The 25039-nt window shown below is 73.7% G+C and carries 25 protein-coding genes; 16 read left to right on the top strand and 9 right to left on the bottom strand.

The genetic code is table 11. The features are described from left to right. The first annotated feature begins 76 nt into the window (after positions 1 to 76). The gene (locus tag ACGF4F_RS23060) at positions 77 to 898 is read left to right on the top strand and encodes an HAD family hydrolase (protein WP_357434369.1); all 822 of its coding nucleotides are present in this window, start codon (positions 77 to 79) and stop codon (positions 896 to 898) included. Continuing rightward, on the top strand, positions 898 to 1710 hold the full coding sequence (locus ACGF4F_RS23055; RefSeq protein WP_393080139.1) for an HAD family hydrolase: 813 nt from the start codon (positions 898 to 900) through the stop codon (positions 1708 to 1710). Before ACGF4F_RS23060 ends, ACGF4F_RS23055 begins: the two co-directional genes overlap by 1 nt. 31 nt (positions 1711 to 1741) lie before the next feature. Here ACGF4F_RS23055 and ACGF4F_RS23050 read toward each other — a convergent pair whose 3' ends face one another. After that, positions 1742 to 2332 (bottom strand): bacterial proteasome activator family protein, encoded by a 591-nt coding sequence (locus ACGF4F_RS23050; RefSeq protein WP_393080136.1) that lies wholly within the window; start codon positions 2330 to 2332, stop codon positions 1742 to 1744. Between the two features lie 85 nt (positions 2333 to 2417). Between ACGF4F_RS23050 and ACGF4F_RS23045 the strand changes: the two genes are divergently transcribed. Together ACGF4F_RS23045 and ACGF4F_RS23040 are read left to right on the top strand one after the other, a co-directional pair. Beyond that, positions 2418 to 3245 carry an alpha/beta hydrolase family protein gene (locus ACGF4F_RS23045; protein WP_393080133.1) on the top strand — a complete coding sequence of 276 codons (828 nt, stop codon included), beginning with the start codon at positions 2418 to 2420 and terminating at the stop codon, positions 3243 to 3245. 57 nt (positions 3246 to 3302) lie between these two features. After that, positions 3303 to 4517, top strand: a complete 1215-nt coding sequence (locus ACGF4F_RS23040) for an ABC transporter substrate-binding protein (protein ID WP_393080130.1) — start codon at positions 3303 to 3305, stop codon at positions 4515 to 4517. 72 nt (positions 4518 to 4589) lie between these two features. Here ACGF4F_RS23040 and ddaH read toward each other — a convergent pair whose 3' ends face one another. After that, positions 4590 to 5423 (bottom strand): dimethylargininase, encoded by an 834-nt coding sequence (gene ddaH / locus ACGF4F_RS23035; RefSeq protein ID WP_357434374.1) that lies wholly within the window; start codon positions 5421 to 5423, stop codon positions 4590 to 4592. Between the two features lie 59 nt (positions 5424 to 5482). Here ddaH and ACGF4F_RS23030 point away from each other — a divergent pair, with 59 nt between their 5' ends. Together ACGF4F_RS23030 and ACGF4F_RS23025 are read left to right on the top strand one after the other, a co-directional pair. After that, on the top strand, positions 5483 to 5941 hold the full coding sequence (locus ACGF4F_RS23030) for an Lrp/AsnC family transcriptional regulator (RefSeq protein ID WP_148797972.1): 459 nt from the start codon (positions 5483 to 5485) through the stop codon (positions 5939 to 5941). A gap of 230 nt (positions 5942 to 6171) precedes the next feature. Further along, positions 6172 to 7125 (top strand): zinc-binding dehydrogenase, encoded by a 954-nt coding sequence (locus ACGF4F_RS23025; protein ID WP_393080125.1) that lies wholly within the window; start codon positions 6172 to 6174, stop codon positions 7123 to 7125. 32 nt (positions 7126 to 7157) lie between these two features. Here the strand turns inward: ACGF4F_RS23025 and ACGF4F_RS23020 are convergent, their stop codons facing one another. From ACGF4F_RS23020 to ACGF4F_RS23010, 3 genes are all read right to left on the bottom strand, one after another. After that, complete coding sequence (locus ACGF4F_RS23020; protein WP_393080122.1) at positions 7158 to 8261, bottom strand: hypothetical protein; 1104 nt, start codon at positions 8259 to 8261, stop codon at positions 7158 to 7160. Positions 8262 to 8405: 144 nt separating this feature from the next. Continuing rightward, complete coding sequence (locus ACGF4F_RS23015) at positions 8406 to 8663, bottom strand: DUF6457 domain-containing protein (protein ID WP_357434377.1); 258 nt, start codon at positions 8661 to 8663, stop codon at positions 8406 to 8408. Continuing rightward, positions 8660 to 9259, bottom strand: coding sequence for a molybdenum cofactor guanylyltransferase (locus ACGF4F_RS23010; protein ID WP_393080117.1), 600 nt, complete (start codon positions 9257 to 9259; stop codon positions 8660 to 8662). The genes ACGF4F_RS23015 and ACGF4F_RS23010 overlap by 4 nt, the downstream gene beginning before the upstream one ends. A 110-nt stretch (positions 9260 to 9369) precedes the next feature. Here ACGF4F_RS23010 and fdhD point away from each other — a divergent pair, with 110 nt between their 5' ends. Beyond that, complete coding sequence (gene fdhD / locus ACGF4F_RS23005; protein ID WP_393080114.1) at positions 9370 to 10224, top strand: formate dehydrogenase accessory sulfurtransferase FdhD; 855 nt, start codon at positions 9370 to 9372, stop codon at positions 10222 to 10224. 55 nt (positions 10225 to 10279) lie between these two features. On the opposite strand, the gene ACGF4F_RS23000 is transcribed toward fdhD, so the two are convergent. Next, positions 10280 to 11332: a DUF4192 domain-containing protein gene (locus ACGF4F_RS23000; RefSeq protein ID WP_393080111.1), complete on the bottom strand. Its 1053-nt coding sequence runs from the start codon at positions 11330 to 11332 to the stop codon at positions 10280 to 10282. 163 nt (positions 11333 to 11495) lie between these two features. On the opposite strand from ACGF4F_RS23000, the gene ACGF4F_RS22995 reads away from it, so the two are divergent. The 5 genes from ACGF4F_RS22995 (at position 11496) to ACGF4F_RS22975 (ending at position 18363) form a co-directional block, all read left to right on the top strand. Further along, the gene (locus ACGF4F_RS22995; protein ID WP_393080108.1) at positions 11496 to 12410 is read left to right on the top strand and encodes a fructosamine kinase family protein; all 915 of its coding nucleotides are present in this window, start codon (positions 11496 to 11498) and stop codon (positions 12408 to 12410) included. Next, positions 12407 to 13420: a GTP 3',8-cyclase MoaA gene (gene moaA / locus ACGF4F_RS22990; RefSeq protein WP_357434382.1), complete on the top strand. Its 1014-nt coding sequence runs from the start codon at positions 12407 to 12409 to the stop codon at positions 13418 to 13420. Before ACGF4F_RS22995 ends, moaA begins: the two co-directional genes overlap by 4 nt. Positions 13421 to 13423: 3 nt before the next feature. Beyond that, positions 13424 to 13669 carry a MoaD/ThiS family protein gene (locus ACGF4F_RS22985; protein ID WP_357434383.1) on the top strand — a complete coding sequence of 82 codons (246 nt, stop codon included), beginning with the start codon at positions 13424 to 13426 and terminating at the stop codon, positions 13667 to 13669. Between the two features lie 19 nt (positions 13670 to 13688). Next, on the top strand, positions 13689 to 15077 hold the full coding sequence (locus ACGF4F_RS22980) for a metallophosphoesterase (protein WP_357434761.1): 1389 nt from the start codon (positions 13689 to 13691) through the stop codon (positions 15075 to 15077). Positions 15078 to 15171: 94 nt separating this feature from the next. After that, on the top strand, positions 15172 to 18363 hold the full coding sequence (locus ACGF4F_RS22975) for a UvrD-helicase domain-containing protein (protein ID WP_393080103.1): 3192 nt from the start codon (positions 15172 to 15174) through the stop codon (positions 18361 to 18363). 17 nt (positions 18364 to 18380) lie between these two features. Here the strand turns inward: ACGF4F_RS22975 and ACGF4F_RS22970 are convergent, their stop codons facing one another. After that, positions 18381 to 19376 carry an EamA family transporter gene (locus ACGF4F_RS22970; protein WP_393080100.1) on the bottom strand — a complete coding sequence of 332 codons (996 nt, stop codon included), beginning with the start codon at positions 19374 to 19376 and terminating at the stop codon, positions 18381 to 18383. 87 nt (positions 19377 to 19463) lie between these two features. Between ACGF4F_RS22970 and ACGF4F_RS22965 the strand changes: the two genes are divergently transcribed. Then, the gene (locus ACGF4F_RS22965; RefSeq protein WP_393080097.1) at positions 19464 to 20246 is read left to right on the top strand and encodes a flagellar basal body protein FliL; all 783 of its coding nucleotides are present in this window, start codon (positions 19464 to 19466) and stop codon (positions 20244 to 20246) included. Positions 20247 to 20429: 183 nt separating this feature from the next. Beyond that, on the top strand, positions 20430 to 21665 hold the full coding sequence (locus ACGF4F_RS22960) for an ATP-binding protein (RefSeq protein ID WP_357434387.1): 1236 nt from the start codon (positions 20430 to 20432) through the stop codon (positions 21663 to 21665). 9 nt (positions 21666 to 21674) lie between these two features. Here ACGF4F_RS22960 and ACGF4F_RS22955 read toward each other — a convergent pair whose 3' ends face one another. Then, positions 21675 to 22220: an N-acetyltransferase gene (locus ACGF4F_RS22955; protein WP_357434388.1), complete on the bottom strand. Its 546-nt coding sequence runs from the start codon at positions 22218 to 22220 to the stop codon at positions 21675 to 21677. Between the two features lie 145 nt (positions 22221 to 22365). Between ACGF4F_RS22955 and ACGF4F_RS22950 the strand changes: the two genes are divergently transcribed. Beyond that, positions 22366 to 22911 (top strand): DoxX family protein, encoded by a 546-nt coding sequence (locus ACGF4F_RS22950; RefSeq protein ID WP_357434389.1) that lies wholly within the window; start codon positions 22366 to 22368, stop codon positions 22909 to 22911. A gap of 204 nt (positions 22912 to 23115) precedes the next feature. Then, entirely contained in the window at positions 23116 to 24552 is a 1437-nt protein-coding gene (locus ACGF4F_RS22945; RefSeq protein WP_357434390.1) for a glycosyltransferase 87 family protein, read from the top strand. Between the two features lie 39 nt (positions 24553 to 24591). On the opposite strand, the gene ACGF4F_RS22940 is transcribed toward ACGF4F_RS22945, so the two are convergent. Further along, complete coding sequence (locus ACGF4F_RS22940; RefSeq protein WP_393080091.1) at positions 24592 to 25023, bottom strand: molybdenum cofactor biosynthesis protein MoaE; 432 nt, start codon at positions 25021 to 25023, stop codon at positions 24592 to 24594. Positions 25024 to 25039: the final 16 nt, after the last annotated feature.

The following is a 25039-nucleotide window of genomic DNA, read 5'->3' as shown; positions in this document are numbered from 1 at the left end:
TGCTGCCCGCCGTCCAGCGGCCGCGGCATCGAGGACCAGGACGGCCGGCGTGACGGCGGCGGGCGAAGGAGGAACGATGACCCGCCCGGGACTGCCCAAGCTGATCGCCACCGACCTCGACGGCACGCTCGTCCGGAGCGACGACACCGTCTCGGCGTACACCCACGGGGTGCTCGACCGGGTGCGGGCCGCGGGGATCCCGGTGGTCGGCGCGACCGGCCGCGGACCGCGGCTGACCGAGCTGACCCGCAACGACATCCGCGCCGCCGACTTCCTGGTGATGGCCGGCGGCGGCCGCGTGGTCGACCAGAGCGACCCGGCGGGCCCGCTGGTGCTGCGGGACGAGCGGCTCTCCGGTGCCGTGCTCGCCCGGATCGTCGCCGACCTGGAGGCCGCGGTCGGGCCGCTGACCGTCATGGTGGAGGCATCCGACGAGCACGATGCGCCGCTCTGGGGCGACTACCACGCAAGCTGGCCGTACCAGGACCGGTTCGAGGCGCGCAGCCGTGCGGAGTGCCTCTCCTGCGACGTGATCAAGGCGTTCGCCCGGACCGCCGACCACCACGTGGACGAGTTGCTGGCGATGGCCCGCCGGATCGTCCCGCCGGAGCTGGCCACGCTCACCCAGGCCGGCCTCGGCTTCATCGAGATCTGCCCGCCCGGCGTGGACAAGTCGACCGGGCTGAGCGTGATCGCCGAGCGGCTCGGCGTCGACCCGGCCGAGGTGCTGGTCTTCGGGGACCAGCCGAACGACCTGCCGATGTTCGCGTGGGCCGGCTGGGGGCGGGTGGCGGTCGCCAACGCCCACCCGGAGGTCCGCGCGGCGGCCGACGAGATCACCCTGCGCAACGACGACGACGGCGTCGCGGTCTACCTGGACCGGCTACTCTCCCGGTGATGGGAGAGGTACCTCGGCTGATCGCCACCGACATCGACGGCACGCTGCTGCGCGACGATCGGACGCTCAGCCCACGCACCGCCGACGTGCTGGCCCGGATCGCCGCGGCGGGCACGCCGGTCGTACTGGTCACCGGCCGCCCGATCCGCTGGCTCCAACTCGTGTACGACCAGCTCGCCGAGCCACTGCCGGCAATCTGCGCGAACGGCGCGGTGGTCTACGACCCGGCCACCGACGAGGTGCTCCGAGCCGACCCGCTCGCGCCCGAACTGCTCGCCGAGGTGGCCCGCCGGCTGCGCGCCGCGGTACCCGAGGTGAGCCTCGCGGTGGAGATCGTGAACAGCCGGCAGATGCGGCACGAGATGCACTATCCGCTGCGCTGGGACGCCGACGTCGAGGCGATCCGGGCGGTGGAGTCGCCGGAGGAACTGCTGGCGGCTCCCGCGGTGAAGCTGCTCGCCCGGGCCGGCGAGCAGGACCCGGACGTCTTCGTACGGGTGGTGGCCGCCGCCCTGGAAGGGCTGGCCGAGGCGACCCACTCCTCGTACAGCGGCTTGGTGGAGATCTCCGCCGCCGGGGTGACCAAGGCGGCCGGCCTGGCCTGGTACGCCGCCCGGCTCGGCGTCGACGAGCGGGACGTGCTCGCCTTCGGGGACATGCCGAACGACGTACCGATGCTGACCTGGGCCGGCCGGGCAGCGGCGGTCGCCAACGCGCACCCCGCCGTGCTGGAGATCGCCGACGAGGTGACCGGCCCGAACTCGGCCGACGGGGTGGCTGCGTACCTGGAGCAGGTCTTCGGGGTGGGCTGAGCGGGCCGGGGCGCGGACGCGCCCCGGCCGGTCAGAGGTACTGGCCGGGGGCATGCCCCTCGTTGGTCGGCGGCATGCCCGGCATCCCCGGGGCCACCCCGCCGGGGCCGCTGGGCAGCGCGGCCCGCCCGGAGCGCATCTGCTCCAGCTGCACCCGGGCGGCCATCTGCTGGGCGACCAGGGCGGCCTGGATGCCGTGGAACAGCCCCTCCAGCCAGCCGACCAGCTGGGCGTGGGCGATTCGCAGCTCACTCTCGCTGGGTGCCTTGTCCTCGGCGAAGGGCAGCGAGATCCGCTCGAGTTCCTCGCGCAGCTCGGGGGCGAGGCCCTCCTTCAGCTCGACGATCGACCGCTCGTGGATCTCGCGCATCCGGTGCCGGCTGGCGTCGTCGAGGGGGGCCGCCTTGACCTCCTCCAGCAGCTGCTTGATCATGCTGCCGATCCGCATCACCTTGGCCGGTTGCTCGACCAGGCGGGTCGGGTCCTCGCCCTGCCCCTCGTCGGTCTGCACCGTGCCGACCGGTCGGCCGTCCGGCCCGACCACCACCACGGTGCCGGGGATGCCGTCGTTGTCCTGTTCGTCGTTCTGTCCGGCGGAACGCGCTTCGGTCATGGGACCCATCTTTACCCAGCCGCAGTCGTCGGCGCGCGCCGGGATCGGCTACCGGACCGGAGCCACCCGACCGGGACGCGCTACCGTCGCCGTCATGCCCGCAGACCCGCGCGCCGTGCTGACCCGGCCGGCTCCGCCGCCGGACGTCACGGTCGCCTACGGCGACCACCCGGACCAGCTCGCCGACCTGCGTCGACCGGCCGGCGACGGCCCGGCCCGGCGGCTGGTCGTGGTGGTGCACGGCGGCTTCTGGCGGGCCGAGTACGACCGCACCCACACCGGCCCGATGGCCGCCGCGCTGGCGGCGCTCGGCCACCCGGTCGCCCAGCTCGAGTACCGGCGCACCGGCCAGCCGGACGGAGGCTGGCCGCACACCCTCACCGATGTGCTGTCCGGGGTGGCCGCGCTGCCCGGGCTGGCCGCCGCGGCGCTGCCCGGCCTGGTGGCGCCCGTCCCACCGATCCTGGTCGGCCACTCGGCGGGCGGGCACCTGGCGCTGTACGTGGCCGCGCACGCCCCGGGCACGGTCGGCGGCGTGCTCGCGCTGGCCCCGGTGGCGGACCTCGCCGAGGCGTACCGGCTGGACCTGGACGGTGGTGCGGTGGCCGCGCTGCTCGGCGGCGGCCCGGCCGACGTGCCCGACCGGTACGCGGCAGCGGATCCATCGGCATTGGTACCGATCCGAGCACGGACCGTAGTGATGCACGGCACACTGGACCGCCAGGTCCCGGTCGGGATCAGCCGCTCCTGGGTTGCTGCGGCCCGCGCCGCCAACACCCCCGCCACCCTGGTTGAGCTGGCGGAATGCGAGCACTTCGGGCTCATCGACCCGGAGTCGGCGGCATGGCCGCAGGTAATCGACAGGTTGCGGTCGTTACACGATGATCTTCCTGCCATTGACGCAGCGTCGCCAAGCAGGTAGAACGCCCGAGGGGGCGTGCGTCCTGGCAGCCCTTTCGGGAAGGAATCGGTGTCGTAGATGAACCGCAGGCGGGCCCTTCAACTGCTGGCCGCGCTGGGTACCACCGGGCTGGCGGCGGCCTGCGGCTCCGACACCGAAGGTACGAGCACTCCGGGCAGCCCGATCAAGATCGGGCTCATCGTGCCGGGAAGCGGCCCGAACAAGGCCATCGGTGACGAGATCGTCAACGGTTTCCAGCTCTTCCTGAGCCTCAACGACCAGGAGCTCGGCGGGCACCCGGTCACGGTGGTGCAGGCCGAGGAGGGCGAGAACGCCAAAAGCGGCCAGGCCGCCGTCGACCGGCTGCTCAAGGAGGGTGTGATCGCGCTCACCGGCGTGGTCAGCTCCGCCGTCATGTCCGGCATCCGGGACGCCGTCGAGCAGGCCCGGGTCCCGCTGGTCGGCTCCAACGCGTCCCCGGCCAGCCTGCAGAGCGTCGTCTACATCTGGCGTACGTCGTACGTGCTCGACGAGCCGGGCGAGGCGCTCGGCCGGTACCTGCGGGAGTCGCTGGACAAGTCCAGCCGGATCGCGGTCTTCGCCCCGTCGAACTCGAGCAGCAAGGACGTCATCGACGGCTTCCGGCGCGGCTACTACGAAGAGGGCCGCCGGCCGATCGACGGCGAAATTCTCACCCCGGACAAGGCCGAGCTGGGCAAGACGGTCTTCTCCGGTGCGATCCACAAGGCGCTGAAGAACAACAAGTGGCCCGACGCGATCCTCTGCCACTACGCGGGTACGCAGGCGGTGCAGTTCATCAAGCAGCTCTACGCCGAGGGCTACCGGGGCCCAATCTACGCCCCCGGCTTCCTCACCGAGGGCGCCGTGCTCAGCCAGTTGGACGACGGGGAACTCGGCGCGCAGCGGGCGCTGATCGTGAAGCACGGCATCGAGACCGTGCTCAACTACTCGGCCGATCTGAACAACACCGCCAACCGGGTGTTCTCCTCGGCCTACCGGAAGGCGCACAACACCTCGCCGACCACCTACGCGATGGCCTCGTACGACGCCGCGCAGGTGCTGGACAAGGCGATCCGGCTGGCCGGCGGGGACCCGACTCCGCAGCAGGTCAACCTGGCGCTCGGCAAGATCGGCCAGATCGACAGCCCGCGCGGGCCCTGGCAGTTCAACCAGCCGCGTACCCCGCAGCAGAAGTGGTACCTGCGGAAGGTCCAGCTCGACGGCCGGATGCTGTCGAACGTCGTGATCACCGAGCTGGCCACACTCGGCTGACCCCTCGTACGCCGAACGGGCGGCCTCCCCGCGGGGAGGCCGCCCGTTTCCGTGCTCGGTGTCCGGTGCGCGTCAGTGGCGCAGCTCGGCGATGCAGCACTTCACGCTGCCGCCGCCCTTCTTCAGCTCGGCCAGCTCGACCGGCACCGGGTGGTAGCCGGCCGCCTTGAGCTTGCCGGCCAGCCGGGTCGCCTCGCTGTTCAGCACGACGTTCAGCCCGTCGCTGACCAGGTTGAGGCCGAAGGCCAGGGCATCGGAGTCGTCAGCGAGCACCGCGTCCGGGAAGAGCTGGGCGAGCACCTTCTGGCTGGCCGCGGAGAAGGCGCCCGGGTAGTAGACGATGTTCTCGTCGTCGATCGAGGCGAGCGCCACGTCCAGGTGGTAGAAGCGCGGGTCGACCAGGCGCAGCGAGACCACCGGCCGGTCGAGTGCCTCCTGCGCCTCGGCGTGCGCCGCCAGCTCGGTGCGGAAGCCGTGGCCGGCGAGGATCAGCCCGCCGTGCGCGTCCGGCAGGTACGCGAAGTCACCCTCGCCCTCGTTGGTCTCGCTCGGCGCGATGAACCGCCAGCCGTTCGCCTCGTAGAACGCCCGGTGCGCGGCGGCCTCGGCGGCCCGCTGCTCGTGCTTGAACTGGGCGCCGTAGACCGTCCCGTCCACCACGAAGGCACCGTTGGCCGCGAAGACCATGTCCGGCAGCCCGCGCTCGGGGCTGAGCTGGTGCACCTCGTGGCCGAGGCCGACGAGCGTCTCCCGCAGGCGGTCCCACTGCTTGACCGCCAGCTCCGCGTCGACGGGCGCGGTCACGTCCATCCACGGGTTGATCGCGTACTCGACCGCGAAGTGCTCGGGCGAGCACATGAGGTATGTCCGCTTTCGCGGGACTCGCTGCTGGTTCACGGTCACCAAGAGTAGGTACGGTACAACTTTGGTAACAGCCACAACCATTGCTTCCCAGAGGCGGAACGTTGCAGATAGACGCGGTTGACCAGCGAATCATTGCGTTGCTCGTGGCAGATGCCCGCGCCTCGTACGCGGACATCGGCACGCGGGTGTCACTCTCCGCCCCCGCGGTCAAGCGTCGGGTTGACCGGCTCCGATCCGCGGGCGTCATCCGCGGCTTCACGGCCGTCGTCGACCCCGCCGCCGTCGGCTGGACCACCGAGGCGTTCGTGGAACTCTTCTGCGCCGGCCGGACCACCCCGGCGCAGATCGGTGCCGCAGCACGGCGGCACCCGGAGGTGGTCGGGGCCTACACCGTCTCCGGGGAGGCGGACGCCCTGGTGCACCTGCGGGCCGCCGACATCGCCCACCTCGAGGAGGCGCTGGAACGGCTGCGGGCCGAGTCCTTCGTCACCTCGTCGCGCAGCACCATCGTGCTCTCCCGGCTGGTCGAGTCCCCCGGGGTCGGCCCGTCCGCGGGCTGACGCCGGCCATCACCGCCTCCCGCAGCGCGGCCTCGCCCACCTCGGGAACCCGTGGCGGCGTGCCGTCGTCCAACCGGCGCTCGACCTTCCTCCTCCCTCCCCCGGCGGGTGGGCCCGGATACCGTCGGTCCGGCCCCACCCGCCGCCCTTGACCTCATCCCCGCTTGAGGTTGTCCACTGGACGCCAGTGGAACGCCGGGGGCACCCGTCCCCGGCCGGGAGGAGGCGGCGTGCGGGCGGTGTGGCTACGGGAGTTCGGCGGCCCGGAGGCGCTGGTGCCGGGGCCGGCACCGGACCCGGCACCCGGACCGGATCAGGTGCTGATCGAGGTCGCCCACGCCAACCTCACCTTCGTGGAGACCATGTTCCGATCGACCGGGTTCGGACCGTTCACCGGGTCGCTGCCGCTGATCCCCGGCAACGGGGTGGGCGGAGTGATCATTCAGGTGGGCCCCGGCGTGGACCCGGCGCTGGTGGGGCGGCGGGTGGTGAGCAGCACCGGCGGCTCCGGCGGGTACGCCGAGCGCGTGGTGGTCGACCGGGACGCGCCGTTCGCGGTGCCCTACGGGCTGCCGCTGGACCAGGCGGTGGCGCTGCTCGCCGACGGTCGTACGGCCGCCATGCTGGTGCACGCGGCCGGGCTGCGCGGCGGCGAGCGGGTGCTGGTCGAGGCGGCGGCGGGCGGGGTGGGCAACCTGCTGACGCAGCTCGCCACGGCCGCCGGAGCCCGGGTCGTGGCCGCCGCCGGGGGTGCCCGGAAGGTGGCCCTGCTCCGTGAACGCGGCCTCGACGCGGTGGTGGACTACCGGCAGCCGGACTGGACCGCCCGGGTACGCGCCGCCACCGGCGGGATCGACGTGGTCTTCGACGGGGTGGGCGGCCGGCTCGCCCGCGAGGCGTTCGACCTGCTCGGCCCGGGCGGGCGGATGCTCAGCTTCGGGCTGGCCAGCGGCGCCTGGGCGGACCTGCCCGCCGACCTCGCGGCCGCCCGCGGGGTGACCCTGCTCCGGCCGTCCGCCGCGCCGGCCGAGCTGCGTGCGTTCACCGAGCAGGTGCTCGCCGAGGCGGCGGCCGGGCGGCTGCGCCCGCTGATCGGGCAGCGCTTCCCGCTGGACCGGGCCGCCGACGCGCACGCCGCCATCGAGTCCCGCGCCACCGTCGGCAAAACCCTCCTCGACCTCTGACGGCTTCTGCTCTCCGCGCGGGCGCCCGAATGTCAGAGGTACATGCCGGTGCGGTGTTCGGGCTGGGCGCGGGAGGGCTTGTCGGCCTCGCCGAAGAAGCGCCGGCCGCCGAACTCGCCGTGCAGCCGGTCGTCCAGCTCGTCGGCCAGGCCGGTCATCACCTGGACGGCGAGCATCAGGTGGGTGGGCTGGAAGTTGCGGCCGAAGACCGGGATCGAGGCCCACACCGTGTCGTCGGCGCAGTAGAGGCGGCCGATCGGCATCCGGTTGGTCAGCTCGGAGAGCTTCACATAGAGGCGCTCGGTCGGCTCGACCTCGGTGAGCACCGGGGAGAAGACGTCGACCAGGGGCGGGTTGTCGCGTACCCGGACGAAGACCATGGCCGAGCCGGCCCGGATGTTGATGTCGCCGTCCGAGTCGATCTGCAACTGGTCGGCATTCGACTTGAGCATCGTGGAGACGACCGTACGGACCCGCTCCTCCAGCGCGAGCACGTCGTTCCCGCCGGCCTGCGCGGTCGCCGCCGCGGCCAGCGCCTCGTCGAGGTCCGCCTCCACGTCCCGGGCCGGGCCGAACTCGCTCCGCGCGGTGCCCAGCGGCTCCACCGGCAGCGGCTCGCCCTCGGCGTCATGCATCAGATAGACCACGAAGGCGGGGTGCGGCGCCCCGTAGACGTCGCGGAGGGTGCGGGACAGCACGGCCGCCAGCCGGGCGGCCTCGTCGACCGCGCAGTCCAGCCCGAACTGCTCGCCGGAGCCCTCCACCACCCCGGGCGGGGACCAGCCGAGCGCGATCATGTCGGCCACGGCGGCCCGGTCCAGGCGGTATCCCTGCGGCAGGGTGGCGTTGCCCACGGCCCGCGCCGACAGCCGGCCCTCCTCGCCGACGTCCACGCTGATCGAGTAGACGGCGTCCCCGGTCCCGGAGGCGGTGGGGTCGAGGGTCAGCTCCAGGTGCGTACCGGCCGGCAGGTCGCGTAGCCGGTCGGCCAGCGCGCGGGCGAACTCCCGCCAGGCCTCGGTCACCTTGGCCCGGAGGTCCGCCGTGGTCGGCTCGTCCAGCAGGATCGACTCGTACTGCTCCGGCACACCGCCGGCGGGCTCACCGGTCGGCACCGAGGGGTGGTCAGCCGTCATGATCGCCTCCGTCCGTCACGGCCACCCTACCCACGGGCGGTGGGGGTCGAATCACGGCGGACCAGGATCGGACAGCCACCCCAAAACGCCCCGCCGCGGGCCCGTCTCTCCCGGGACCCGGGCGTGGGTCGGCACGGCCGGGGACTACTCGGCCGGCGTGGTGCCGTCCAGGTCGAGCGGCCAGGAGTTGGCCAGCTCACCGAGCCGCGCAGCCGTCGCGGCCAGGTCACCGCCGCGCCCCACGGCCACCCCCAGCAGGTACGCGGTGACCGGCGCGCCCGGGCGCAGCACCTGGTGGGCCACGTCCTTGGCCAGGTCCAGCACGACCGGCACCGACACGTCGCCCGGGTCGAGCCCCAACTCGGCGCAGGCTGCCGTGACCCAGTCGTCCATCACCGTCATCTCGTCCACTCCTCGGCCCGGCGTACGTCCTCGTCAGTGTCGCAGTCGAACCAGGGCGGCGGCCCGGAGCCGGACCAGGCCACCTCCCGGACCGTCGTGCCGGCCAGCAGCCCGCGTACCGGAGCCCCGTCGACCGTGCCGCCCCGCTCGGCGGCGAGCCGGTCCAGCGCCGCCCGCAGCGCGGCGACCCGCCACACCCCGCAGAGCTGCTGCCGGCGGCCGTCGCCGTCCACGTAGCAGGCCCCGTCGGCGGTCGACCCGTCGAGCGCGCGCCGCAGGTCCGCCACGGCCTCGGGGGTGAGCAGGGGAAGGTCGGCGGCGAGCAGGGCGACCGTGGCCGTACCGGGGGCGAGCAGGGCCAGCCCGGCAGCCGTGGCGGCCACCGGGCCACCGCCGGGCGGCCGCTCGCGGGTCAGCCGTACGTCGTCGGGGAGCGGGCCGGCCGGACCGACCACGATCCGCGGCGCGGCGTCGGCGACCGCGGCCAGCACCCGGTGCAGCATGGGCCGGCCGCCGACCGGCCGCGCCGGCTTGTCCACCCCGCCCATCCGGCGGGCCGCGCCGCCCGAGAGCACCACCGCCGCGTACGCCGTCACCCGCCCACGGTAAACCGCAGGGAGCTCCGTCCGCCCTCCGGCAGGACCCCACGCGGCGCCGGGGCGGCATCGCCGTGCGGGTGACGGACCGCGCGCGGCAGGATGGCGGGATGGGACGGGCGACTGACCGGCGCGGCGTGCTCCGGATCGATCTCGACGCGGCGGCCGACGGGCGCGCCCGGGTACGGCGACCGGACACCCTGGCGGTGGAGGAGCCGCTGGAGATCCGAGTCGGCCCGGCGGGCCCCGGCCGGCGGAAGCCGCTCGCGGTGACCATGCGTACCCCCGGCGACGACCTGGACCTGGCGATCGGCTTTCTGCTCACCGAGGGCCTGATCCGGTCCGCCGACGACGTGCACACCGCCCAGCTCTGCGCCGGGGCGGAGACACCGAACACGTACAACGTGGTCGACGTGGTGCTGGCGCCCGGCGTGCCCGAGCCCACCACCGACCCGTCCCGCAACTTCTACACGACCAGCTCGTGCGGGGTGTGCGGCAAGGCGAGCATCGACGCCGTCCGCACCCGGTCGCTGTTCGCGGTGCGGGACGACCCGCTCCGCGTGCCCGCCGAGCTGCTGGCCGCCCTGCCGGACCGGCTCCGCGCGGCACAGCGCGCCTTCGACCGGACCGGTGGGCTGCACGCGGCCGGTCTCTTCACCGCCGCCGGCGAGCTGGTGGTGCTGCGCGAGGACGTCGGCCGGCACAACGCGGTGGACAAGGTGGTCGGCTGGGCGGTCCGGGAACACCGGCTGCCGCTGGCCGGGCACGTGCTGCTGGTCTCCGGCCGGGCCAGCTTCGAGCTGACGCAGAAGGCGTGGATGGCCGGAGTGCCCCTCCTGGCGGCGGTTTCCGCGCCCAGCACCCTCGCCGTCGAGTTGGCCGAGGAGGCCGGCATGACGGTGGTCGGCTTCCTGCGCGGCCGGACGATGAACGTCTACGCGGGCGCAGCGCGGATCAGCGAATAGTGGGAAACGCCATGGGAGCCTGCGTGAGTTGACGCGACATCCCTGAGCTCCAACGTCAGATGCGCCGGCGCGGAATGCGGCGGCGGGGCCGGCGGCGCACCACCCCCGGGAAACCGACCGCCGGCCAGCCGTCCAGCTCCGACGGCGGCATCCCGCGGCGGAGCATGTCGTCTAGGAGCAGGGCGAGGGAGTAGTCGGGGCGGGTGGCGAGCACGCGTTCCAGGGCCACCGCCGCCAGGGCACCGTGCCCCGCCCGCCAGGCCGCGAAGGCGAGCAGGCTGCCGGGGGCGGCGATCAGCTCCGGCTCGGCCCGGCGCAGCACGTCGGTCCAGAGGCTGATGTCGGCGTCCCGGCCGTCGGTCCGTTCCCAGGCGTGGTCGCGTACCGGGAGTTGGGTGAGGAGCACGGCCAGCCAGGCCACCTGGTCGTCGCCCAGCCGCTCGCCGCGCCGGTGCACGCGGAACGCGTCGCGCACCGCCGCGACGCCCGCGGAGCGTACGGAGCGGCCACCCGCCAGCGCAGTCTCGGCCGCCTCCTCGGTCAGCTCAGCCAGGCGTCGGCGCGCCCGGACGGTGGCCCGGCGCATGGCCACCCGGACCGGCCCGTCGAGCGCGGCCACCTGTGCGGTCAGCGCGGCCCGGTCGGGCAGGGCCACCTGACCGGCGAAGACGGCCGCCGCGCTGACCTCGCTGGCCCCCGGGTCGTACGGGGTGCCGTCGGGCGGGCAGCACTCGGGCTCGGTGCATAGGTAGGACCACCAGCGCCCGTCGGTCACCCGCAGGGCGTCGAGGACGAGCAGCCCGGCGTCGTCCAGCGCCTCGCCCACCGCGTCGACCGCGCCGGTCACCCGGGTGGCCGAGCCGTACCCGATCACGGTGGCGGCCTCGCTGCCCTGCCGGGCGATGACCTGGGCGAGATGGCGGGCGGCCGGCCCCGGGTCGGATCCCGGTTCGGGCAGGTCGCCCCGGGCGGCGAAGACCACCCGCCGGCCGCGTAGCGCCACCACCACCAGGCTGTCGGCGGGGTGGAAGCCGAGCAGGTACGGCACGGCGGCGATCAGGTCGGCGGGCGAGCGGACGGCGAGCCGGGGGCGCGGGGTGGGAGTCATGCCGGGAGCGTGCGGCGGTTGGATGCCGGCGCGACAGGCCCTGTGGACGACACGCGGGTTATCCACAGATACGGAGAGTATCGATGCAGGTGAGCGCCGAACGGCAGGCGTCCGAACCGCTCACCGCCCCACGAGGACCGTCCGGACCGGCTACCTTGCGCTCATGGACCTGGCGTACCTGCGGGCACACCCGGAGCACCTGCCGACCTTCCTGACCCACCAGCGGATCCGGGAGACGCCGGTCTCCGGCGGGGGCATCTGCGCCGCGTCCCGGCTCACCCTCGACGACGGGCACTCGATCTTCGCCAAGACCTGGCCGGAGCAGGCGGCTCGCCCGGTGCCGGAGGACTTCTTCGCCACCGAGGCGGCCGGCCTCCGCTGGCTGCGCGAGCCGGGCACGGTGGCCGTACCCGAGGTGGTGGTGGCGCTGCCGGAGCTGCTGGCGCTCGACTGGGTCGAGCCCGGCGAGCCGACGCCGGAGGCGGCCGAGCGGTTCGGCCGCGAGCTGGCCGGGCTGCACCGGGCCGGAACGCCCACCTTCGGCGCCGAGTGGCCCGGATTCATCGGCGCGCTGCCGCAGGACAACACCCCCGACCCCGGCCCCTGGTCGGCGTGGTTCGCCCGCCGCCGGTTGATGCCGTACCTGAAGATGTCGGTCGATGACGGCGCGCTCAGCGGCGCGGACGCCAGCCTGGTCGAGGAGCTGATCGGCCGGATCGGCGAGTTCGGCGGGGACGAGCCGCCGGCCCGGATCCACGGCGACCTCTGGCCCGGCAACCTGCTCTGGGGGGCGGACGACCGGGTCTGGCTGGTCGACCCGGCGGCGCACGGCGGCCACCGGGAGACCGACCTGGCGCAGCTGGCGCTCTTCGGCGGCCCGTCGCACCTCGACCGGATGATGGCGGCCTACCGGGAGGCATGGCCGCTGGCCGACGGCTGGCGGGAGCGGGTGCCGTTGCACCAGCTCCACCTGCTGCTGGTGCACACCGCCCTGTTCGGCGCGGCGTACCGGGATGCTGTGGTCTCCGCCGCCCACAGTGCGCTGGGGGGCGCCGGACGCGCTACGGTCGACAGGTGACCGCCGCCCCGACGACCGACGGAGTCCTCGTCGACCGGTACGGTCGGGTCGCCCGGGACCTGCGGGTATCGCTGACCGACAAGTGCAACCTGCGCTGCACCTACTGCATGCCGGCCGAGGGCCTGCCCTGGCTCTCCGGGCCGCAGCTGCTCACCGACGACGAGATCATCCGGCTGATCCGCGTCGCGGTGCACCGGCTCGGGGTCACCGAGGTGCGTTTCACCGGCGGCGAGCCGCTGATCCGGCCCGGCCTGGTCGGCATCGTGTCAGCGGTGGCCGCGCTGCGGCCCCGGCCCCGGATCTCCCTGACCACCAACGGCATCGGCCTGGCCCGCCTCGCGCCCGCCCTGCGCGCCGCGGGTCTCGACCGGGTGAATGTCTCGCTCGACACGGTGGACCGGACCCGGTTCGCCGAGCTGACCCGGCGGGACCGGCTCGGTGACGTGCTGGCCGGGCTGGCCGGCGCGGCGGCCGCCGGGCTGACCCCGGTGAAGGTCAATGCGGTGCTGATGCGCGGGGTCAACGACGACGAGGCCCCCGCGCTGCTCCGGTTCGCCCTGGCACACGGCTACGAGCTGCGGTTCATCGAGCAGATGCCGCTGGACGCGCAGCACGGCTGGGACCGCAGCCGAATGGTCACCGCCGACCAGATCCTGGCCGACCTGCGCGCCGAGTTCGACCTGAGCACCGATCCGGCCGACCGGGGCGCATCCCCGGCCGAGACCTGGCTGGTGGACGGCGGACCGGCCCGGGTCGGGGTGATCGCCAGTGTGACCCGACCCTTCTGCGGCGACTGCGACCGGACCCGGCTCACCGCCGACGGCCAGGTCCGCGCCTGCCTCTTCGCCACCGAGGAGTCCGACCTGCGCGGCGCGCTGCGCGCCGGGGTGGACGACGCCGAGCTGGCCCGCCGCTGGCGGACCGCGATGTGGGGCAAGCGGGCCGGGCACGGCATCGACGATCCGACCTTCCTGCAACCCGCCCGTCCCATGTCGGCGATCGGAGGCTGACCGGTGGAGCTGACCGTCCGCTACTTCGCCGGCGCGCGTGCCGCCGCCGGCCGCGCCGAGGAGACCGTCTCCGCCGGCCGGTCCCTCGACGAGCTGGTGGACGAGCTGGCCGAGCGACACGGCGAAGGGCTGAGCACCGTGCTGAAGGCGGCCAGCTTCCTGGTCGACGGCTTGGCCTGCCATGATCGTCGGGCACCGCTGCCGGCCGGGGCGACGGTCGACGTACTGCCCCCGTTCGCGGGCGGCTGAGGAGGCTCGCGTGTTGGCGATGGCAACGTTCCTCGGCTTCGCCGTGCTCGTCACCGCCCTGATCCACCTCTACCTGTGGAAGCGGCTGATCCGCGACACCACTCGGCCCGGGCGCTGGCGGCGCGTCGGCGGGATATCGCTGCTGCTGCTGGCGCTGCTGGTGCCGGCCACCATGATCGCGACCCGCGGCGGGGTGCACTGGCTGGCCTGGCCGGGCTACCTCTGGCTGGCCCTGATGTTCTACCTGCTGGTCCTGCTGCTGGTGCTGGAAGTGCCGCTGGCGGTGGCGAAGCTGGCGCTGCGGCACCGGGCGCGGGTCGGCCTGCCGGCGTCCGAGCCCGCGCTGGTCGGGGCCGGTGGACCGGGCGCCGGACCGCTCGACATCGCGGCCGCCCAGGCGGACATGCCCTCGACCAGCCTCGCCCGGGCCTCGTCCGTCGGCCTCGCCGAGCCGCCAACCGTCCAGCCGCCAACCGTCCAGCCGCCGGCCGACCAGCCCGCCGAGTCGGCGGCCGGTTCCGCGAATCCGCCCCCGGCCGGCACCGCCGCGGCGCCGGCCCCCGACCATGACCCGTCCCGCCGGTTGCTGCTCACCCGGGGCGCCGCGATCTTCGCGGGGCTCACCGCCGCCGGTCTCACCGGGTACGGCGTCCGCACGGCGATGGGACCGCCGCAGCTGGACCGGGTGCGGATCCCGCTGGCCAAGCTCCCCCGCAGCATGGACGGGCTGCGGATCGCCACCGTCTCCGACATCCACCTGGGGCCGCTGCGCGGACGGTCGCACACCGAGCGGATCGTCGCGATGATCAACCGGCTCGACGCCGATCTGGTGGCGGTGGTCGGTGACCTCGTTGACGGCTCGGTCGCCGAGCTGGGCGCGGCGGCGGAACCGTTGCGTGACCTGCGGTCCCGATACGGCAGCTTCTTCGTCACCGGCAACCACGAGTACTACTCCGGCGTCGAGGAATGGATCCAGGAGGTGGACCGGCTCGGCCTGCGGGTCCTCCAGAACGCGCGCCAGGAGATCCGGGCCCGAGGTGGCGTACTCGACCTGGCCGGGGTGAACGACGTCACCGCCGCCGGCACCGGGCTGGCCGCCCCCGCCGACTACGCCGCCGCCCTCGGCGACCGGGACCCGAGCCGCCCGGTGGTGCTGCTGGCCCACCAGCCGGTGGCCGCGTACGAGGCGGCGAAGTACGGCGTGGACCTCCAGCTCTCCGGGCACACCCACGGCGGGCAGATGGTTCCGTTCAACCTGCTGGTGGGGCTTCAGCAGCCGGTGGTCTCCGGCCTCGGCGAGGTGGACGGGACCAAGGTCTATGTGACCAATGGCGCCGGTTTCTGGGGCCCGCCGGTGCGGGTCGGCGCACCGCCACAGGTGACCCTCGTCGAACTCCGCACTCAATAGCCCGAATCGGCTGCCGGGTCCAGCACCGGATTGCTCACGTCACGCGTACGCGTGGCGGCGGGCGGGCCGGGGACGGCTCGTGGCAGGATGCGGCGTGCCTCCGTTCAGCGCCGTACCCCCCGGTGGCCTCCCGCCGTTCGTCGCGGATCTGCACATCCACTCGAAGTACTCGCGCGCGTGCAGCCGGGACCTGACCCTGCCGAACCTCGGATGGTGGGCCCGGCGCAAGGGCATCGGCGTCCTCGGCACCGGTGACTTCACCCATCCCGCCTGGTACGACCACCTCCGCGAGACGCTGCACCCGGCCGAGCCCGGCCTGTTCCGGCTCAGCCCGGATGCGGAGCGGGACATCGCCCGGCGGCTGCCACCCCGGCTGGCCAGCACGGCGGAGGCGGACCCGGTCCGGTTCCTGCTCAGCGTGGAGATCTCCACGATCTACAAGCGGGACGACCGGACCCGGAAGGTGCACCACCTTATCTACCTGCCGGACCTGGACGCGGTGGCCCGGTTCAACGCCGCGCTGGGGCGGATCGGCAACCTGGGGTCGGACGGCCGGCCGATCCTCGGCCTGGACTCCCGGGACCTGCTGGAGATCACGCTGGAGGCCAGCCCGGACGGCTACCTGGTGCCGGCGCACATCTGGACGCCGTGGTTCTCCGCGCTCGGCTCGAAGTCCGGCTTCGACGCGATCGCCGACTGCTACGCCGACCTGGCCGAGCACGTCTTCGCCGTGGAGACCGGCCTCTCCTCCGACCCGGAGATGAACTGGCGGGTCGGCAGCCTGGACCGCTACCAGCTCGTGTCCAACTCGGACGCGCACTCGCCGCCCGCGCTGGCCCGCGAGGCCACCGTCTTCAGCTCGGCCCGCGACTACTTCGCGATCCGCGAGGCGTTGCGCACCGGGGACGGGCTCGCCGGCACCATCGAGTTCTTCCCGGAGGAGGGCAAGTACCACGCCGACGGGCACCGACTCTGCGGGGTGAACTGGGCGCCCGAGCGGACCCGGGAGGCCGACGGCCGGTGCCCGGAGTGCGGCAAGCCGCTGACGGTGGGCGTACTCAGCCGGGTCGAGGAGCTGGCCGACCGGCCCGAGGGGCACCGGCCGGCACACGCCCGCGAGGTGACCCACCTGGTGCCGCTGGGCGAGATCCTCGGCGAGATCAACAAGGTGGGTGCCCGGTCGAAGAAGGTCGAGGGGAAGCTCAACGAGCTGATCGCCGCGCTCGGCCCGGAGCTGGAGATCCTGACCGGCACCCCGCTGGACGAGATCGGCCGGGTCGGCGGCGAACTGCTCGCCGAGGGCATCGCCCGGCTCCGCCGCGGCGAGGTACGCCGGGTCCCGGGCTACGACGGCGAGTACGGGGTGATCACCTTGTTCGACCCGGCCGAGCTGGGTGTCGGTGCCGCGCCGAACGCGCAGGACGCCCTCTTCGACGTACCCGTGCCCGCGCCGCGGAAGCCCGCGGAGCCGGCACCGAAGCCGAAGGCGAAGCGCCCGGCGACGGCCAAGCCGGAGCCGAAGCGGAAGCCCGTCCCGCCACCGCCGCCACCGATCGCGCCGGTGCCCTCTCCGCACGAGCCGTTCGAGCCGATGCTCGCCGGCATGGAGGAGGTCGGCACCGGCCTGCTGGACCGGCTCGACGCGATGCAGCGGGTGGCGGCCTCCGCACCGGGTGGCCCGCTGCTCATCGTGGCCGGTCCGGGCACCGGCAAGACCCGGACGCTGACCCACCGGATCGCGTACCTCTGCGCGGAGCTGAACGTCTTCCCGGAGCAGTGCCTGGCGATCACCTTCACCCGCCGGGCGGCCGAGGAGCTGCGGCACCGCCTGGACGGGCTGCTCGGCCCGGTCGCCGAGGACATCACGGTCGGCACCTTCCACTCGCTGGGGCTGACCATCCTGCGGGAGAACGCCGCAGCCGCCGGGCTGCCGGCGGATTTCCGCATCGCCGACGACGCGGACCGCGCGGCGGTCCGGACCGAGGCCGGTGACGACGACGACCGGTACACCTCGCTGCTGCGCAAGCGGGACCTGGTCGACCTGGACGAGCTGCTCACCCTGCCGGTGGCGCTGCTGACGGCGGACCGGAAGCTGGTCCGCGAGTACCGCGAGCGCTGGAAGTGGATCTTCGTCGACGAGTACCAGGACGTCGACGCCGTCCAGTACGAACTGCTGCGGCTGCTCAGCCCCGCCGACGGCAACCTCTGCGCGATCGGCGACCCCGACCAGGCGATCTACTCGTTCCGGGGCGCGGACGTCGGCTACTTCCTGCGCTTCTCCCAGGACTTCACCGACGCCCGGCTGGTCCGGCTGAACCGCAACTACCGCTCCTCTGCGCCGATCCTGGCCGCCGCGGTGCAGGCCATCGCGCCGTCGTCGCTGGTCCGTGGCCGCCGGCTCGACCCGGCCCGGCTCGACCCGGAAGCCCCGCTGGTCGGTCGCTACGCCGCGGCCTCCGTCGCGGACGAGGCCGATTTCGTGGTACGCACCGTCGACGAGCTGGTCGGCGGCCTGTCCCACCGCTCGCTCGACTCGGGCCGGATCGACGGCCGGTCCACCTCGCTGTCGTTTTCCGACATCGCCGTGCTCTACCGCACCGACTCGCAGGCCGCACCGATCGTGGACGCCCTGGCCCGGGCCAACATCCCGGTGCAGAAGCGCTCGCACGACCGGCTCCGCGACCGGCCCGGGGTGACGGCGATCGCCCGCGAGCTGCGGCACGCCGGGCTGGACGGCTCGTTGGCCGCCCGCGTCCGGCTGGCCGGGCAGATCCTGGCGGAACGCTTCGCCGTGCCGACGCTCGACGGCGCCGGCTCGGTACGCCCCGAGGACGTCCGCACCGCGGTGGACCTGCTCACCCCGCTGGCCCGGCGCTGCGGCGACGACCTCGGGGTCTTCCTCTCCCAGCTCGCCACCGGGGCCGAGGTGGACGCCCTGGACCCGCGCGCCGAGGCGGTCACCCTGCTCACCCTGCACGCGGCCAAGGGCCTGGAGTTTCCGGTGGTCTTCCTGGTCGGCGCGGAGGACGGGCTGCTGCCGCTGCGCTGGCCGGGGTCGGAGCCGGGCGACGACGCGATCGCCGAGGAGCGCCGGCTCTTCTTCGTCGGGCTCACCCGGGCGCAGGACCGGCTGTACGTGAGTCACGCCGCCCGGCGGATCCGGCACGGGTCGGAGCGCGAGTGCCGCCCGTCACCGTTCCTCGACGTGATCGACCCGGGGCTCTTCGAACGGTTCGGCGAGGCCGAGCCCCGCCGCCCCAAGGACCGCCAGCTCCGCCTGATCTGAAGGGAGCGGGGCCCTGCTCAACGGCGGACGGCCTCCCGGGCTGCCCGGTCGACCGACCGGCTGGGACGCTCGGTGCTCACCACCACGGCCACCCCGGCGACGATCACCGCCCCACCGAGCAGCACCTGGGTGGTGACCGGTTCGGCGGCGAACAGCGCGCCGAGCGCCACCGCGACCACCGGGTTCACGTACGCGTAGGTGGCGACGAGGGAGATCGGGGCGTGGTGCAGCAGCCAGACGTACGCGGTGAAGGCGACCAACGAGCCGGCCACCATCAGGTACAACAGCGCCGCCCAGGAGCGGCCGGTCACCTGGGCCGGGGAGAAATCGCGCAGCTCGCCCCGGACGGTGGTGAGCACGGTGAGCGCCGCCGCGCCGGCGACCATCTCGTAGACGGTGGCCACGAACGGGTCGGCGGGCATCCGGATGCGTCCGGAGAGATAGGAGCCGACGGACCAGCAGGTGGCCCCGACGACCACGGTGAGCGCGCCGACCACGGGTACGCTGCCCGGCCCACCGGTGGGAAGCACGAGCAGGACGAGCCCGACGAAGCCGAGGGCCACCCCGGCGAAGGTCCACAGCCGGGGCCGGTCGCCGCCGAGCGTACGCAGCAGCACGACCAGCAGCGGGACGGTGGCCACCAGCAGCGCGGCGATGCCGGAGGGCAGCGCCACGCCGGCCGGGCCGGACTCGGCGAGGACCACGAGCCCGTTGCCGCCGGCGAGCAGGAGCACGCCGACCAGGGCGGCGGACCCGAGCTGCCGACGATCGACGCGGAGCGCCCCCCGCCCGCGGCGGAGCCGGAGCACCAGGGCGAGCACTCCGGCGGCGGCGGCGAACCGCATCGCCGCGGAGGCGAGCGGCGGCAGCGACTCGACCGCGACCCGGATGCCCAGGTAGGTCGAGCCCCAGAGCACGTAGACGAGGACCAGTGCGGTCCAGACGAACGCGGGACGGGCGGTGGTGGGGGCGTGGTCGACGGTCGACGTCGCAGCTGTGGGGCGTGAGCTCATCGGTGGACCAGGCTACGGTGACCAGGGCACGATGTCCCCGGTTGGTGGCCGGCCTCTCACCCACTGGCGTACCCAGGAGGACGTCCCATGTCGAACTTCGGACCACCGGGCGACGGCTCCCCTGGCCCCTGGGACGGACGGCGACCCGAGGACGAGTACGCCCCGCCGGCCGACCCTCGCTACGACCCGGGGTACGCCCGGCAGCCGCGCGGGTGGGGCGAGCCGCCCGCCCAGCGGCACGAGCCGACCGTCGGCTGGGACACCGGGCAGCCGGCCCACCAGGGGTACCCGCCGGCCGCGCCCGGCTACGCCGAGCCGCCGTACGCCGAGCAACCGCCCTACGCCGGACAGCCGCCCCACGCCGGCCAGCCACCCTACGCCGAGCCGGCGCGGTACGCCGAGTCGACGCCGCCGAAGCGCGGCCGGGGCCGGCTGGTCGCGGGGCTGGCCGGGCTGGCGGTGCTGCTGCTCGGCGGCGCGGGGGCGTACTGGGTCCTCGTCCGGGACGAGCCGGCCCGGGTGAGCGGCTCCGGCGCGCCGGCCTCCGCGGTGGCCGACCCGACCGCGGGGGCGAGCACGCCCCCCGATCCGGCGACCACCACCCCGGCTCCGGCGACCTCGACCGACTCGCGCTTCGTCAAGGCGGGTCAGTGCGTCCGCAACGAGGGCTCGGACGGGCAGCAGCCGAAGCTGGCGATCAGCGAATGCGGCGCGAAGACCTACCAGGTGTTGCGCCGCTTCGACGGTCCGACCAGCGGCCAGAAGGACGCCGAGGCGAAGTGCGCCAAGGTCGAGGGCTACACCGACTGGTACTTCTTCGACAGCGAGTTGGACACCCTCGACTTCGTGCTCTGCCTCAAGCGCCGCTGAGCTGCGCCGCTGAGCTGCGCCGCTGACCTGCGACGCGCCGGCACGGCCGACGGTAACCAAAACTAGGGCTGTCTAGCGTGGATGCTAGACAGCCCTAGTTTTCTGTCGAGGAGCCCGACACGCCGGTAGCCCCATCTACGGATATCTAGCCTCCCAGCTAGACGGCCCGATACTCTGCGATTCGTGGATCCGGTCCGCAACCCGTACGCCCCCGGTGCCGGCCAGCGCCCGCCCGAACTCGCCGGCCGGGGACGCGAGCTGGACGTCTTCGACGTGGTGCTGGAACGGATCGCCCGGGGCCGTCCGGAACGCAGCCTGATGCTCACCGGACTGCGTGGGGTGGGCAAGACCGTCCTGCTGAACACCCTCCGCTCGCAGGCGATCAGCCACCTCTGGGGCACTGGCAAGATCGAGGCCCGGCCCGACCAGTCGCTGCGCCGGCCGATCGCCGCCGCGCTGCACATGGCGGTCCGCGAGCTGGCACCCCGGCACCGCGCCCCGGACCGGATCGACGCCTTCCTCGGCGTGCTCAAGGCGTTCGCCCAGCGCACCGCGCCCACCGGACGCGGCGGGGCCGCGCCGAAGCTGCGCGACCGCTGGCAACCGGGCATCGACGTGCCGGCCAGCAGCGGCCGGGCCGACTCCGGGGACATCGAGATCGACCTGGTCGAGCTGCTCACCGACGCCGCGGCGGTCGCCACCGACGTGGGCACCGGCGTCGCGATCTTCATCGACGAGATGCAGGACCTCGGCGCGGAGGACGTCTCCGCGCTCTGCGCCGCCTGCCACGAGCTGTCCCAGCTCGGCGCGCCGCTGATCGTCGTCGGCGCCGGGCTGCCGCACCTACCGGCCGTGCTCAGCGCCGCGAAGTCGTACTCCGAGCGGCTCTTCCGCTACCAGCGGATCGACCGGTTGGACCGGATCGCCGCCGATCAGGCGCTCTGCGCGCCGGCCGAGCGGGAGGAGGTCGAGTACGAGCCGAAGGCCCTCGACCTGCTCTACGAGAAGTCCGGCGGATACCCCTACTTCGTCCAGGCGTACGGGAAGGCCACCTGGGACCACGCGCCCCGCTCGCCGATCACCGCCGCCGACGTCCGGGTCGCCGCACCCGAGGCGGAGGCCGAGCTGGCCGTCGGCTTCTTCGGATCCCGGTTCGAGCGGGCCACCCCGGCCGAACGCGAGTACATGCGGGCGATGGCGACGCTCTCCCTGGTGGCAGGGGAGGAGAACGGCCGGGACGACATGGACGCGGCGGTACCCACCGCGGAGATCGCCCGGGCGCTGGGCCGCAAGCCGGCCAGCCTCTCACCCGCCCGGGACGCCCTGATCAAGAAGGGGCTGATCTACTCCGGCGAGCGCGGCACGGTCGCCTTCACCGTCCCGCACTTCGGCCGGTACCTGCGCACCCAGCCGGCCTGACCGCCCGGCTCACACCTTGGCCCAGGGCGGCGGGAAGAGCACCTCACCACCCGGCGGTGGGGCCTCGTCAGTGGTGGACGGGGGCAGCACCAACGCCTGCCACGGCTCCCCGAGCCCCGACCAGGGGCTGGTCAGTCCCTGCCGGTCCGCCCGGCTGAACCCGAAGCGACGGTAGAACGCCGGGTCACCGAGCACCACCACCAGCCGCTCACCCAGCTCGGTCGCGGCGTCCAGGGCCGCCTGCACCACCGCCGTGCCGTGCCCGATCCGCTGCCGGTACGGCGCGACCGCCACCGGCCCGAGCGCCAGGGCCGGGTACGCCGCATCGTCGCTGCACACCCGCACCCGGGTCAGCAGCGCGTAACCGACGACCTCACCGCCGTGCTCGGCGACCATGGCCAGCTCCGGGATCCAGGCGTCGCTGTGCCGGAGGTCGTCGACCAGCCCCACCTCGGGCGGGGTGGCCACGTCGGGGCGGGCGAAGGCGGTCGCCAGCACCCGGGCGACCGGTGCCTCGTCCGCCGGATCCTCGGGTCGGAGTCGCAGGGTCGTCACCCGCGCGACCTTACCGTCCGAACCCGGTCCATCAGCGACGGTCGCTGAAATCAGCCCGGCGACCGGCCGGCCGGACGTCCATGTCGGCCGATCTCGTTCGAGTGTTGCCGGGGTGGTGACCGGCCCGACGGGGTATGACTGGTTTATGAAGCCCGTGCGCTCCCTCGCCCGAGTCATGTTGAGCGGCATCTTCGTGGTCAGCGGCGCCCGTAACCTGCAGAACCCGGGACGGCTGGTCACGGCCGCCAAGCCGGTCACCGACCGGGTCGCCCCGCTGATCCAGAACCTGCACCCACGGATCCCGACCGACACCGAGACACTGGTCCGCGCGAACGCGGCCACCCAGCTCGTCGGCGGGCTGATGCTGGCGACCGGCAAGTTCACCCGGCCGGCCGCGCTCGTCCTCGCCGGGACCCTGGTGCCGACCACCTTCGCCGGCCATCCCTTCTGGAGCAACGACGACCCGATGGCGCGGAACAACAACCAGGTCCACTTCCTGAAGAACCTCGGTCTCTTCGGCGGCCTGCTCCTCGCCGCCGCTGACACCGGGGGCAAGCCCGGACTGCGCTGGCGGGCCGGTCACCGGATCGACCACTCGCGCCGCTCGGTGCAGCGCGCGGTCCGGACCGCCCGCCGAGAGGCGAAGATCGCCGTACGCTCGGCCGCCTCCGCCCGCCGAATACCTGGTTGACCTGCATCGATACGGCCTCCACCCCCCGCAAGGCCACTAATCACCTGAACCATCCGAGACCCGTTAACGCGATGGAAATGTCAAAAACACGTGTGGGATCGGACACGGTCGCATAACGCGGGAGGCAGCAACGTGAGGCGCCGTTCTAGGCTCCGTGCGGGACCTGGACGGGAAGTAGGATTTTGGTACGGGGGTGGCACCGCCATGCCGACGACCGTCGGTAGACGGATGGACCGCCTCGCTCCAGTCCAGCGCGGCACCCGTCGGATCGATCGCAGGACAGTCGTACGCAGCAGCGTCGTGGCCGCCGTGGCCTACGCGGCGTGGCTCGCCATCGGCGCGTTCGGGCGGCCGTACAACTTCTTCGACATGCGGATCTACCACGGTGCCGTGGTGTGGTGGGCCAGCGGCAACGGGCTCTACGACTTCATCGCCCCCTCGACGACCCTCGGCTTCACCTACCCGCCCTTCGCCGGCCTGGTCATGCTGCCGATGTCCTGGCTGCCGGTCGCGGCGGCCGGCTCGCTCAACGCGCTGGCCAGCATCGCCGCGCTCGCCGTCGTACTGGCCGCGCTGCTACGCCCGATCGTCGACCGACTGGGCTGGTCGCTCTGGTTCACCGTCGGCATCGCCACGCCGCTGGCCGTCGCCATCGAGCCGTCCCGGGAGACCCTCGGATACGGCCAGGTCAACCTGCTGCTGTTCGCGCTGGTCATGGCGGACCTGGTCGGCCTGCGCTGGCGGGCGAAGCGGGGCACCCACCACGACACCGCCGACTCGGCACTGGCCCGGTACGTCTACAGCGGGGCCTGGGCCGGCGTCGGCATCGGACTGGCCACCGCGGTCAAGCTGACCCCGGCGCTGTTCATCGCGTACCTGATGATCACGCGGCAGTGGCGCGCGGCGATGACCGCGATCGGCACCGCCATCGGCGTGACCCTCGCGACGTTCGCCGTGGTCGGGCCGGAGTCGCGGACCTACTTCGGCACCGTGCTCTGGCAGACCGAGCGGGTCGGCGCGGCGGACATGACCGCCAACCAGTCGCTGGCCGGGCTGCTGGCCCGGCTCTACGACTCGATCGAGACACCCGGACTGCTCTGGCTGGCGTTCTCGGTGCTGATGCTGGCGCTGGGGCTGTCCCGGGCGGCCAGCGCCCGCGCCGACGGCGACGAGTTGACCGCGTTCACCCTGGTCGGGCTGACCGCCAACGTCATCAGCCCGATCTCCTGGTCGCACCATCTGGTCTGGGTGATCCCGGCGATCATCGTGCTGGCCGACGCCGCGGTACGCCGCCACGAGGCGAGCCGCGGTCTGTCGGTACGGATCAGCGGGATGCCACCCACCGGCGGGGTGCCCGCGCTGCGCCCACCGATCTGGTATCCGGCGCTCACCGGGCTGCGGCACGGGCTCGGCGCGCTCGCCCTCTACCTGCTCTTCCTGGTCTCGCCCATCTGGCCGTACGAGCACCAACTCCCCGAGGTGTCCCACTACCAGGACGGACTGTTCGGCGCGCTGATGGAGAACTCGCTGGCGATCGCCCTGATCGTGCTCGTCGCGGCACTGCCCTGGCGGCCCGGCGCGGAGCCCGCGTTCTACCACGACCGGCTGGCCCGCGCCGCCCAGCTCGCCGGCCGGCGCTGACCGTCCCACCCGGCCGCGCTCCCCGCCCTCGTGCGCCGGTCAGGGGCAGTTCACCCACTCCTCGGTGCCGTCGGCGAACACCTGCCGCTTCCAGATCGGCAGCCGCGCCTTCACCTCGTCCACCAGCCGGGCACAGGCCGCGAAGGCCGCCGCCCGGTGGGCGCTGCTGACCGCCGCGACCAGGGCCGCGTCGCCGATCTCCAGCCGGCCGATCCGGTGCGACACGGCCACCGCGTACACGTCCGGATCGGCGGCGATCTCGGCGGCCACCTCGCGCAGCACCGCCTCGGCGGTGGGGTGCCCCTCGTACTCGAGCAGGGTGACCGGCCGGCCGTGGTCGTGGTCGCGGACCACGCCCTGGAACGACACCACCGCGCCGGCCCGCCGGTCGGCCACCGCCGCCTCGTGCGCGGCCAGGTCGAGCGGCTGGTCGGTCACCACGCCGGTGGTGAGACCCACGACCGGGCTCACTGTTCCTCCCTCGTTC

The sequence above is a fragment of the Micromonospora sp. NPDC047740 genome, from assembly GCF_043204735.1.
Lineage (GTDB): Bacteria > Actinomycetota > Actinomycetes > Mycobacteriales > Micromonosporaceae > Micromonospora.
Note: the sequence above shows the minus strand (reverse complement) of the source record. Positions and strands in the feature narration are given on the sequence as shown.

Coding starts and splice junctions, on each gene's coding strand:
- ACGF4F_RS23015 (WP_357434377.1), bottom strand. CDS start 8,663: ATGACGGTGATGGACGACTGGGTCACGGCAGCCTGCGCCGAGTTGGGG.
- ACGF4F_RS22970 (WP_393080100.1), bottom strand. CDS start 19,376: ATGAGCTCACGCCCCACAGCTGCGACGTCGACCGTCGACCACGCCCCC.
- fdhD (WP_393080114.1), top strand. CDS start 9,370: ATGGGACGGGCGACTGACCGGCGCGGCGTGCTCCGGATCGATCTCGAC.
- ACGF4F_RS23000 (WP_393080111.1), bottom strand. CDS start 11,332: ATGACTCCCACCCCGCGCCCCCGGCTCGCCGTCCGCTCGCCCGCCGAC.
- ACGF4F_RS23045 (WP_393080133.1), top strand. CDS start 2,418: ATGCCCGCAGACCCGCGCGCCGTGCTGACCCGGCCGGCTCCGCCGCCG.
- ACGF4F_RS23055 (WP_393080139.1), top strand. CDS start 898: ATGGGAGAGGTACCTCGGCTGATCGCCACCGACATCGACGGCACGCTG.
- ACGF4F_RS22965 (WP_393080097.1), top strand. CDS start 19,464: ATGTCGAACTTCGGACCACCGGGCGACGGCTCCCCTGGCCCCTGGGAC.
- ACGF4F_RS23040 (WP_393080130.1), top strand. CDS start 3,303: ATGAACCGCAGGCGGGCCCTTCAACTGCTGGCCGCGCTGGGTACCACC.
- ACGF4F_RS22980 (WP_357434761.1), top strand. CDS start 13,689: ATGGCAACGTTCCTCGGCTTCGCCGTGCTCGTCACCGCCCTGATCCAC.
- ACGF4F_RS22995 (WP_393080108.1), top strand. CDS start 11,496: ATGGACCTGGCGTACCTGCGGGCACACCCGGAGCACCTGCCGACCTTC.
- ACGF4F_RS23050 (WP_393080136.1), bottom strand. CDS start 2,332: ATGGGTCCCATGACCGAAGCGCGTTCCGCCGGACAGAACGACGAACAG.
- ACGF4F_RS22945 (WP_357434390.1), top strand. CDS start 23,116: ATGCCGACGACCGTCGGTAGACGGATGGACCGCCTCGCTCCAGTCCAG.
- ACGF4F_RS23060 (WP_357434369.1), top strand. CDS start 77: ATGACCCGCCCGGGACTGCCCAAGCTGATCGCCACCGACCTCGACGGC.
- ACGF4F_RS23020 (WP_393080122.1), bottom strand. CDS start 8,261: ATGACGGCTGACCACCCCTCGGTGCCGACCGGTGAGCCCGCCGGCGGT.
- ACGF4F_RS22950 (WP_357434389.1), top strand. CDS start 22,366: ATGAAGCCCGTGCGCTCCCTCGCCCGAGTCATGTTGAGCGGCATCTTC.